Source organism: Dietzia sp. E1 (genome assembly GCF_014145015.1).
GTDB classification, from domain to species: Bacteria; Actinomycetota; Actinomycetes; order Mycobacteriales; family Mycobacteriaceae; genus Dietzia; species Dietzia cinnamea_A.
On record NZ_JAALDU010000034.1, the window covers coordinates 1 to 10986 of the forward strand.

Sequence of the window (10986 nt, forward strand, 5' to 3'; positions counted from 1 at the left end):
TGCTTCTAAGCCAACCTCCTGGCTGTCTCAGCGATCCCGTATCCTTTTTCACTTAGTACACGCTTAGGAGCCTCGGCGGCCACTCGCCACCAGTTGCGCCGCGAACCGAGCATTACCCCTTCGTCCCGGGCGGCGGCAAACGAGTGATCCGCCGACTCGCCGCGAGCCCAGCCGGCCAGGATGTGCTCGCCGATCTCCCGCCAGTCCGGTGGGTTGATGCGGGACCGGTAGTCGCGATCTGCCTGCGGGATCGGATCAGGTTGTGGCGGGCGCGGGCTGTGGCGGTAATGCCACGTCCCCCGCGACAGCACGGTCAGCACCAACGCCTGGCGTTGGGACTCGGTAAATTGCCGAAAGGCCGCGACCAGCTCGTTCTCGCAGCTCAGTAACTGGGGGGCTTGGCCGGCTCGTGTGGCGGGCCCTTGCTCGCATCGCTGATGCAAGTGCCCGATAGCTTTTCCCAACGCCTCGTTGGTGGCCTCGAGCTCCCGGATTCGAGCTTTGAGTTTCTCGCTGTCAGCGTCGGTCTGAGCGTCCTGATTAGCGATCCGACGTCGGTGCCCGTCATCTCCTAACGTTCAGAATGCGCCCCTCGACCTACTCTATATCTGGTGGAAAGATCCTAAGAGGCTGGAGTTGAGTGAGTCATTGCTGGCCGCTCACGGCGTCCCCGCGTCGAACCGCCGCTCGTCCTCGAAACGGCGAATAACCACCCGGTGACACGCGCAAACATGCCGATTCGGGCCAGCCGGATTCTTAGCAAGAGTAAAGCCGCCGTTGGTTCGTGCCCGCTCACTGGCTGGGGCAAACAAGACGATCGCTCAAGTCACGAAGCAGCAAGAGCACCGCAGTACAACTAGGCGGTACGCCAAGTAAGATCCTAAACCCCTCTGGGCGCTATCGAAGTCCGAGATCGCGACACAAAACTATACAGGTACCAGGCACCGCACATCACCACAGCGGCGACGTATTCAGTAGATACTGTTACAAAGTTGCCGACGGGAAGCGACAGCACCTGCACCACAATGACAAAAAGTCCAATCATACCCGCCGGTCCTCGGTCTCGTGAGAGAAGCCCTGCGATCAACCCCAACAAAGCCACTATAAAAATCAGACCAATAAACCCATAAGTGGCAATCGCTATCGCGCTATCCGGGCGCCACCGTGGACCCATATCAATGATGTTCTCGACAGCCGCGAGCGCGTTCGACCCCGATGCCCAAAACGAGTTCTCGGGGACCAGCCACCCCTGAATACCACCCAAGTCGTTTGGGACAACACGATTTAGCATCGTACTAATGTAGAAAAAGCCGTGCCCGAAGTACCCGTAAAGCAATTCTGCGACATCCGCCACCGTCGAGATGACTGGGCCGAACGCGCCTGCGGAATCACGACAAACATCCAAAGAGAGACATTCGCTCTGCCGAGCCCCTCTTGCCGCGATATTGAATCTGAAGAAGTAAAACACCGCGAGGCTCAGGGCGCCGGCAATCGCAAAGCCTCGAAACCTCCGCCTAGAGCCTACGCCACGCGCGTACAAAACAAAGAGCACGAGCAAAACCAGCTTGAACGCTTCAAACGTGGTACCTCTAGCAAGCGAACCATATAGAGAAGCAAAACCTAAGATTACAAGTGCAGTGACGCGATACCAGTTCAGATTTCTATCGACGACGGCAAACGTAAAAAAGAAATACAGCGTCAATAGCTGCGACAATACACGCAGGACAACAAAAACCCTGCCGACAACTCCCCCCGATGCCCCGAAGTCACTATTGAACTCCTGGTAGTCAAGATAAAGGCTATTGCCACTTGTCAGATTGCTCCAAACAACACTGGGCGTCGCACCTGAATAATAGGTGACTGAAGCGATCGTCATCACCGCCGCGATCAAAGCCACTGCAATAACAGGACCGGCGCCCCAGCTACTTACTCTCTGAGGAGTACGTTCGCCTCGGTTCAGCGATCGATCAGCGGCCACCAGCTCACCAACGAAAAAAACGCCTGAAAGCGCCCACATCAGCAGGATTGCGGGAAGTACGTCCGAGAGAGACAAAGTCGTCGTGTAGGCCACCGCCAAGGCGACCAGTGTGTATACGCCATAGAAAAGTAGAATGAAGGGCGAAACACGAATTGCACTAACGGTTACCGAACCGCGGTCCATCTTAGGCATTAATACCACCTTTGTACCGCCGGCGAATCATGAAACTCATACGCTTCAGATGGCCGATTAGCAAGTGCGGGTTAGTCGAGCGCAACATTACTCCGTACACCGGCCGAGTCGCTGAAAAACACGCAGGTAGAACCAGGCAAACAACAAACTGCGTCACCAAGGTGGCAAGCGCAGCCCCGGCAATCCCTAGCGTCGGAATCCAAACTAAGTTTAGGACGACGTTTAGCAGGGCGCCGAGCGTCGTAAACAGCGCCGAGTATTTTTGCGCGCCCCACGCAACGTATAAGGCGTTCTGGCACAACACCACCATTGCGATAACCCCGGCGAGCGAAAGAACGCGAAGGGACGCACTTGCCTCAACAAACTCGGCACCGTATAAGACGCCGAGAGCTCCGCCGGCAAGTGCGAAAACGACGGACCCGAACAAAAGACTGACAGAGCATACAATTAGAAGCATGTCTGCACCTCGCTCGTCGGCTAATTTACGACTACTGGAGGCAAACAAGGAAGGCTGTATGGCGGTGACAAGAGCAGCCGGTACGAAGTACCACATTTCTCCTATCGCCGCAGCCGCCGCGTAGAGACCAGCCGCCCGATGCCCCGGAAGCATACTGCCAAGCATCACTTGGTCTATCCGATTATATGCCATTGTCGCAATCCCGGTGACAATGAGATACCAACTGCTAGCAAGCAATACCCGGGCGTAATTCTTTGAGATGTTCATCCTGGGCCGGTGCTTTGCCACCCGCCTAAAAGCCACGAAGAGCAACACCGAGTAGACGACAATGTCCAGCAGATAGAAGGCTGCGTAAACTTCGATTGGCGCTCCAAGGAGCACCGCGACCACCCTCGCAGCTGCCACTCCCCCGTAAGAGCCAATCCTAAACAGCGACGCTAAACGCAGCTCGAGTTGCGACCTTAGCCAATAGAGGTACACCTCGGAAGCACGCACCGCGAGCGTCAGTGACATTATTAGGGTAAGTAGAATGACCGTTTTATCTTGGTTTAGCAGAGCCACAAAGGTAACACATAGCACGGACACCAGAAGCCCGCCTACTGCTCGCAAGACGAGCGCAGTAGCGAGGATTGTGCCTTCGCGATGGCGTCTCTCAACGAGATGCCTCACGACTATCGGTTCAATACCCAGCGTAGCGACGGACGTGAAAAGTCCCACGAACGCCATAGAAAAAGTGAACTTGCCGAGGATCTCGGGCCCATATACTCGTGCCGCTATAGCCGTTACAGCCGCACCAACTACCATCGTGAAGATAGACTGGGACATATTCCAAGATGAGCTAGTGGCCATCAGCCTAGGGCTATTGACCTTCTTCAGCTGGGTACTCGGCCCCAGATCATTTTTATCGTCGTCGATTACGCTCACCCCTATCCCAGCGCTCTTTAGCAGCGCGACCGCCAAAGCTTCCCGAAACCAGAATAAACTCGCAACCGCTACTTAGCTGAAGAGAAGAAGAAATCTACTAGTCGCGCTTCAGCCACCGACACCCGTCGCAGATACTCGTCTCGCCCTTGCTCAAACTCACTCCCTGCGTACGGGAGACCCTGGGGTAACCCCCCATCTCCATTCAGATACAGTCCAAGGTCGAGACTTTTGATCGTAGAAACCAACGCGGCTTGGTGCGGGCCAGAATAGATTATTGGCAGCCCAGCCATCATGTAGGTCAGCGCCTTAGAAGGAAACGCGGGAAGCGGAAACTCGTCACTTATTGCCACTAACCCGAAGTCATACTCAGGGAGCTGCACCTCGAGCTCTTTTTGTGGACGAAATCCCTTATGGTTGACCAACAAGTTGCCTGGTAGCGCCTGCCCGGCCGACAAGTCGTCGGGCAACCGATCCTTACTAAACACATCTAGCTGAAGTTGGACTGCGGGGTACATGCATGCAAGACGAATGATTGCAGGCCCAATCCCTCGGATCGAATTAATCTGACCGGCAAAAACGATCTTCGCGGGCGAGGCATTACTATCTCTCGATTCTACGGACCTAGCCGAGGACACAGGCCACAGCGGATGAACCCACGTTTTGTGGCGCGACGAGTGGAGACTATCCAAGTAATCGTCAGACGGGACAAGCACAAGATCAGACAACCCGATCCCGATCTTTTCTGTCACTCCATACATCAGCCGCGTGAACGGATTTCGCAGCCCACCGGCCGCAATCGTCGATTCGGGGTAGATGTCCCAGATATAGGACACCACGGTCTTACCCATGAGCTTCGCCAAAATTATCTCCGGCAAGCTAAGGCTAACTGCAGAATGGACCATAAGGACATCGATCCCACGAACCTTTTTAGCACCGCTGAAAAGCCGATTAGCCATCGCAGGAAACTTCGGCAAAATCCCAGGCGGAAGCGCCCTCAAGTCCAGTTCACAGTCGACTCCCCGCTTCGCCAATCTATCTCGCAGGCTGCTGAACAGCGCACCAGTCGTCTGCCCCAACGAACCGTTCGACTGCATCAGTACTTTCACCTGCTGGCCCCTTGAAATGTTGACGGCGTTATCAATACACATTCCCTGCGAGCCATTCTGTGCTCTCACCACGCAAAACGACAGCCTCCGCGGTAGATCGGTCGAGGTCTAACGGTGGGACCTTCACTGCCGACAGCGCTTCGTGCCTATCAGCATTTATCGGAAATTCCGAGGCATCAAATAACTCTTCGGACAGCTTCTCGTTATTCCGAAGCCCGGTATACACGATATCTATGTTTCGCCCTGATTGCTCTATGAGTGTCCTAGCGACGTCTGCAATCTTCACAGGTTCACCCATGTCCAAGATCAGTGTCTCACCATTACCGCCCACCACGGTGGCCTGCAGCACTAATTGGCATGCCTCAGGAATTGTCATGAAGAATCGGTCAACGTCTGGATCCGTTACAGTGACCGGGCCCCCGTTAGCAATCTGCTTCTCAAAGACTGTGAGGACAGAGCCCCGGGACCCAAGAACGTTACCAAACCTGACCGATACATACTTCGAACCTGACGCGCGCATTGCGCGTGCTGCCGTTACTCGTTCAGCTATGCGCTTACTCATGCCTAGTGCAGAGCATGGGTTCGCAGCCTTATCGGTAGAGATATTGACGAAGGTTTCTACGCCGCTCTCCTCCGCCGCATTGAGAACGTTCAAAGTACCAATAACGTTGGTCTTGATCGCTTCCTCGGGATACTGTTCTAGTAACGGCATATGCTTCAAGGCAGCCGCATGGAATACAATTTCAGGTCTTCGCTCAAGGAAAATCTTGGTAAGCGCCTCGCTGTCACGAATCGAGGCAAGAATAGTGTCGTCACCATCCAGCATTGCTTGGTCATGTATGGACAACTGCACTGAGTGCAGGCCGGACTCGTCGCGATCCAACATCATGAGTTCTGCTGGCCTGAACCTGCTTAGCTGACGGCACAATTCTGAACCGATGGAGCCGCCTGCCCCAGTGACGAGCACTCGTTTCCCACGAATGTAGGCGGCGATTTGCGTCTGGTTGAGCCGGGCCGGCTTTCTTCCGAGCAGATCATTCACGTTGATCTCGCGTAGCTCACCTACAGCCACACGTCCCTTCATCAAAGTGCTCAGTGGGGGCAACACTAGGACGTGGAGTCCTGCGGTCTCCGCTCTATCTCTTATGTCAAGAAGTTCCGCACTGGGCAGGCTAGGAATTGCAACCAGGAGAGTACTCGCATTCGTCTTAGCGGCGATCTCTTCAAGCTGATCCCGACCGCCCCTAACACGAACGCCATCGATAATCATATGCCGCTTCGCAGGGTCGTCGTCAAGAACGGCAACTGGTCGAAACTGCGAAACTTGCGAACGGCGAAGTTGCTGAATGAGCTGCGCGCCCCCCGCACCTGCGCCGTATACAAGCGCCGGCTCCGCGTTGTTGGCAGCGCCCGCTCCATATAGCTCCTTGCGCCTAGCGATCGAACGCAGAACTATGGCCGCCAAAACGGTGAAGGCCCCCGCGATGATTGGGGTAGACCTAGGAACCCCGTCGACATGCGCCGAAGACACGTGAAGTAGAAAGACGACTAGCGTCACGCTTGCAAAAACGACAAGAACCACGCTGGTCTCAAGCAGGCTACCGGGCAAGAACCTTCCGCGATACAGACCGGCGCCCCAGCCGACGAGCGAGCTGAGAACTACCAGAGCAAGCAGGACCCAGTAGAACCGTGGCATCCCGAGTGAACGAGCTACCTCGGCAATGGAGAAATCAAAACGGATCCAGATTGCGACGATCAGCATTCCGGTCCATAGGATGGCGTCTATGGGCAACCAAGGAGAGATCGGTACCCCGGTCAGGCGGGCCCTCAATCTAGCCCACCTTGACATAGATTCATCGCAGCCCGTCTTGTCTTCTTGGCTAATAGCATCTCTAATTTCAAACATCTAGGCTGGCTGCTCAACGTCCGCCGCCTTCGACGAGTAGTAGTACGAGTCATAGTAACCGGGCGCGCCCTTTTTAATCGGCTTATTGGCGACCATCACCATTCCAAGCAACTCGGCGTCGGCCTTGCGAAGATTGTCAATAGCTTGACTCACTTGGTCAGTCGTTGTGCGGTTCGACCTAACTACCAGAAGTGCGCCGTCGGTTATGCGCGTGAGCAGGGCGCCATCTGTGACGGGAAGTAAGGGTGGCGAATCTAAGAGGACATAGTCGTACTTACTTCTCAATTCGTCGATCAAGCGCCGCGCGGTGTCGGATGCCAGTAACTCTGATGGGTTGGGCGGCAATGGCCCACAGGCAAGCAGATCGACCCCCTCGTGCCTAGTTTCCGAGACGACGTCCTCGAATGTTGCCTGACCGCTTAGGATATTAGTTAGACCCACTTTGTCTGGCATAGAGAGGTAGTTGACCACCCTAGGTCGTCGCAGATCCGCCTCGACTAAGAGCACGCGGTTGCCAGCTTCCGCCACCGCCAAGGAAAGGTTAAGCGCGGTTTCCGACTTACCTTCTACAGCTACAGAGGACGTGATCACCAGTACCTTTGGCGGATTGTCCACATTCAGAAACTGGAGGTTTGTACGAAGCCGGCGGAACGCCTCAGCCGCCGGAGAGTGTCCGTCCCTGAACGGGACGACGTGTTCGGCGTCCGCCTCTCGATCCTCCGCCTTACGAAAGGGAATGGAACCAACAACTGGTTGTTCAGCGAGTTTTTCGAGTTGCTCTTTCGACTTAATTCGACGATCGAGGGCGTTGCGAATTAGGGCAACGGCGATGCCGGCGAAAAGCCCAATCAGTAAACCAAGCATAGCGTTCTGCGCCGTCTTTGGGGCCACCGGCTCTGTTGGCAGCGACGGTGGGTTCACGACGGTTAGTTTAGCCAGGGCCGGCCCGCCACCGTCGGGCGTTTCCAGGCGGTTGATCGCTTCAGGCATGACTTCGCCGAAACCGTCCGCTATCGCGAGGGCTCGACTGGGATCCTGATCCACTACGGAAACGCTGAGCAAAACAGTTCTCGCGTCTACGGTGGCCGACGCTCGCTGAGCGACCTCTTCCGCGGAGAGGCCGACACCAGCTGCGTCGACAACTTGCTCTGCTATTTCAGTGCTTTTTACCAGCGCGGCGTACGACTGGACTCGCTGTTGAGCGCCTAGGGACCCTTGATACGCAGCAGCAGCAGGATTGTCACCTCCAGCGACAGTGACATAGAACTGAATTTTCGCCTGGTAGGTAGGCGATATAAGAAGACTCACGCCCAGCGCGGTTAGAACGCCGAGAAGCGTCGCTGCCACGATCACATTCCAGCGAGCGCGAAGTACGGACAGCAGGTCCCGCAGATCCACTCCAAGGGTCCTTTCTTTAGGCAGCAACAATATAGACCCGTTCGACGGCGTCGGCACGGGTCGTTCGCAATGGTACTTCGCTCGGCCGGCACTCCGTACCGGTCTGGGAGTTGATGAGACTCGATTAACGTTCGCGTTTGCGATTGAGTCAGTGCAGGTGCCAGCTACACCCAGAGGCTCGTGCGGGACGCGGGGGCGCGCTCGTCGATCTCCCAAGGCCCAGTTGTCCTGCCGCCACTTCCCAATTGTCTCGTAGGTTGGCGCAGGTCAGACCGGTGCGCATGTAATCAGTCTCGGGATTCAGTTTATTCGCGGCGACATCTCGACTTCCAGTTGGGATGACGAGTCTCTTAGTCCACCGGACCCCAGGTATGGGAGACGTCCCTGGATCCGGATGAAAGTCACGTAGAGGCAATGGCCATCCGGTCACACTGATCGACCGTCCACGAACGGCTTCACCCCCAAGGGGGCGAATGACCACCGTTGTGCGCTGGCCACAGGAGCGGGGCCAATCGGATGCTAGCAATTGGACACCACTCCATCCGATCGCATCCAAGGTAGTCGGTGATCGCTGGGAATCACTCTGTACGAACCGATGTCAGCCCCGTCTTCGCCTATGACCTCACCGCCGCCGTCCCTCATGCATCGAGGTGCGGTGTGTATCCCGCAGCACACCCATCACGCGCAGAGGAAATGTACGCCAGCGCGGGACCGCACAACGTGCTTCGATCTGGTCACCTGCGGGCACGCAGAATCTCCTGCGTCCACTCCAGGTTGTTGCTCAGCACGCACACAGGGCGCAACCGTAGCGTTGAGCTCGTGAGACCCCGTTTCCGTCGCCGCCGAGTCTCGCTCCTTGCGACGATGCTTGTGCTGGGCGCGGTTGCCGTGGCTGGCTTGAGTGCTGCGCGAGCGGTCTTGTTCCCCCAAGTCGATTCACCCGATCGAGTCGGCGCCATCGTTGTGGTGGCTGGAGCGGCCGATGATCGATATGTCTATGCCCGACACTTGGCGGAAACTGGATTATCAGAGCGCATCTTTGTATCCCAACCATCTCGCGGGGGCAGCGATTCCTACTCCGCCGCAATTGATGCGTACTGCGCAAACAGCCCGGTAGTTGCCCGAGACGGGCGCCGAATCCACATCGAGTGCTTCAAGCCCGACGTGAGCACTACAGAGGGCGAGACCACCGCCGCGACCCGCATCGCGCGCGAGCGCGGATACGATTCCCTGCTTGTAGTGACTTACTGGGGCCACGTGTCGAGGGTCCGCATGTACTTCGAGCAGTGCTTTGACGGGTCCGTCTACGTCACAGACACACCCCGGCCGCTATCGAAGTCCCGCAAGGATGCGCTCCTTCATGAAACCGGCGGCTATCTCAAGGCGTTCCTCAAGCCGGCCTGCTGAAAAGCACTGCTGGCCCGGCGATCGAAACATCCAAAGGTACCAATCGGTTGATCGAACCCAGCCCGAGTGGTGCCATCGGAAGGGACACACCGCCTCACGTCATAAGGAGTGTCCGACATGGCATCCGAGTCCACCACCACGACCGACCACGACGAGATCCGCAAGTGGGTCGAGAGCAACGACGGCAAGCCCGCCTGCGTCCGCGACACCGGCAACGGCGACGACCCCGGCATCCTGCGCTTCGACTTCCCCGGCGGCGCCGGCGACGAATCGCTCGAGCAGATCAGCTGGGACGAGTGGTTCGAGAAGTTCGACTCGCAGGGGCTCGCCCTGCTGTACCAGGCGAAGAAGGCCAGCGGAGAAGGCAGCACCTTCTTCAAGCTCGTCAATCGCTGATCCACCGCAGGGCCTGGCGCTCGGCGCCCCACGGGAGTGAACCGCCAGCGGCCGCGGAAGGGGGGTCAGCGACCGCCGGCGATTCCAACGCACGACGCGCGGGTCGCGACCGGGGACGGTCCGCGTGTACCGCGCGACGCGGCGGGGTCGGCGACATGAGGGGGGGATCATGTTTCGCCAACGAGGCCCACTATAGGAACGGCCGCGCCAGTTCACAAGCGTCAGTTATACGGAGCCAGGCTAAGTGTTTCATTGTCCGCTGTTCTGACGATCCGAGACGCGGACAGCGACCAGCGGTGTCGCCCGAGAGAAACGTTCGCGACCTCGCCCGACTTTTCCCGCCGGGAGCGCCCCGGATAGGAACCGCATGACCACCTGGACCACCCGCGCAGAGACCGACGCGGACATCCCCGCGATCCCCGACATCATCCTGCGGGCCTTTCCCACCGCCGCCGAGGCCGACCTCGTCGACGCCCTCCGCGCTGACCCGGCCGCGTGGATCGACGGGCTGTCGCTGATCGCCGAGACCGCCGGCGGATGTCCGGTGGGTCACGCGCTGCTCACCCGCTGCCACGTCGGGGACGAGCCCGCCCTCGCGCTGGCGCCGTGCTCGGTGCTGCCCGCGGTTCGGCTTCCGCCGCGCCTCCAGCTTCGACATCCGGGCGTCATTCGATGTCCCCGACGAGGCGTTGATGGCCCTGCCCCTCGACGACTCCCCTGCCGTCCCGGGCGGCGTCATCCGCTATCCCGCGGCGTTCGGGGTGTGACCGCTCGCGCAGTCGCGGTGACCGCGGGACCGTGAGGGTGGGGTGACCTCGTCGTCGTCGTAGGCTTGGCGACCATGTCTGCGACCGCGAACCTTCGCCAGGAGCTCGACGCCGCCCGGGACCGGTTCGAGCAGTACCGCGTCTCCGTGAGCGCGGCGTTCGACGATCGGCCCGCGGGCGAGCTGTCCCGGGCCGTCGAGGCGGTGCTGCCGGATCTGGCGTTCCATGAGGGACAGGCGGTTGCGGCGGCCGTGGCGCTGGATCGGTTGGGCGCCGGCGCCGATCTGGCCGCGGTGATCCGGGCGCTGGATCTGCTGCTCCTCGAGCAGCAGGCCGCGCGGCGCAGCCGGGACTTCCTGGCCGGCGTGGCCCGGGTTCTCGCCAACGTGAGGCGGCGCGAGGCGGGTTAACCGGGTGGTCGTGCGGGCGCCGGCGGGTTTCGCCGGGCGGCCGGG

Annotated in this window: 8 protein-coding genes and 1 pseudogene; 4 read left to right on the plus strand and 5 right to left on the minus strand. The window is 58.4% G+C overall.

Annotated elements, in window-relative coordinates:
• Positions 1-880: 880 nt before the first annotated feature.
• From G6030_RS01875 to G6030_RS01895, 5 genes are all read right to left on the minus strand, one after another.
• Complete coding sequence (locus G6030_RS01875; protein WP_182642019.1) at positions 881-2170, minus strand: hypothetical protein; 1290 nt, start codon at positions 2168-2170, stop codon at positions 881-883.
• Positions 2163-3551, minus strand: coding sequence for a flippase (locus G6030_RS01880; RefSeq protein WP_182642020.1), 1389 nt, complete (start codon positions 3549-3551; stop codon positions 2163-2165). The genes G6030_RS01875 and G6030_RS01880 overlap by 8 nt, the downstream gene beginning before the upstream one ends.
• Positions 3552-3619: 68 nt before the next feature.
• Entirely contained in the window at positions 3620-4726 is a 1107-nt protein-coding gene (locus G6030_RS01885) for a hypothetical protein (RefSeq protein WP_182642021.1), read from the minus strand.
• Positions 4689-6419 carry a nucleoside-diphosphate sugar epimerase/dehydratase gene (locus G6030_RS01890; protein ID WP_182642022.1) on the minus strand — a complete coding sequence of 577 codons (1731 nt, stop codon included), beginning with the start codon at positions 6417-6419 and terminating at the stop codon, positions 4689-4691. The genes G6030_RS01885 and G6030_RS01890 overlap by 38 nt, the downstream gene beginning before the upstream one ends.
• A gap of 144 nt (positions 6420-6563) precedes the next feature.
• Complete coding sequence (locus G6030_RS01895; protein ID WP_182642023.1) at positions 6564-7961, minus strand: polysaccharide biosynthesis tyrosine autokinase; 1398 nt, start codon at positions 7959-7961, stop codon at positions 6564-6566.
• Positions 7962-8825: 864 nt separating this feature from the next.
• On the opposite strand from G6030_RS01895, the gene G6030_RS01900 reads away from it, so the two are divergent.
• The 4 genes and pseudogenes from G6030_RS01900 (at position 8826) to G6030_RS01910 (ending at position 10941) form a co-directional block, all read left to right on the plus strand.
• Positions 8826-9368: an ElyC/SanA/YdcF family protein gene (locus G6030_RS01900; protein ID WP_182642024.1), complete on the plus strand. Its 543-nt coding sequence runs from the start codon at positions 8826-8828 to the stop codon at positions 9366-9368.
• 117 nt (positions 9369-9485) lie between these two features.
• Positions 9486-9764 (plus strand): hypothetical protein, encoded by a 279-nt coding sequence (locus G6030_RS01905; RefSeq protein ID WP_182642025.1) that lies wholly within the window; start codon positions 9486-9488, stop codon positions 9762-9764.
• Positions 9765-10131: 367 nt separating this feature from the next.
• Positions 10132-10531, plus strand: a pseudogene (locus tag G6030_RS16320) (N-acetyltransferase).
• A 74-nt stretch (positions 10532-10605) separates the two neighbouring features.
• Positions 10606-10941: a hypothetical protein gene (locus tag G6030_RS01910; RefSeq protein WP_096907494.1), complete on the plus strand. Its 336-nt coding sequence runs from the start codon at positions 10606-10608 to the stop codon at positions 10939-10941.
• Positions 10942-10986: the final 45 nt, after the last annotated feature.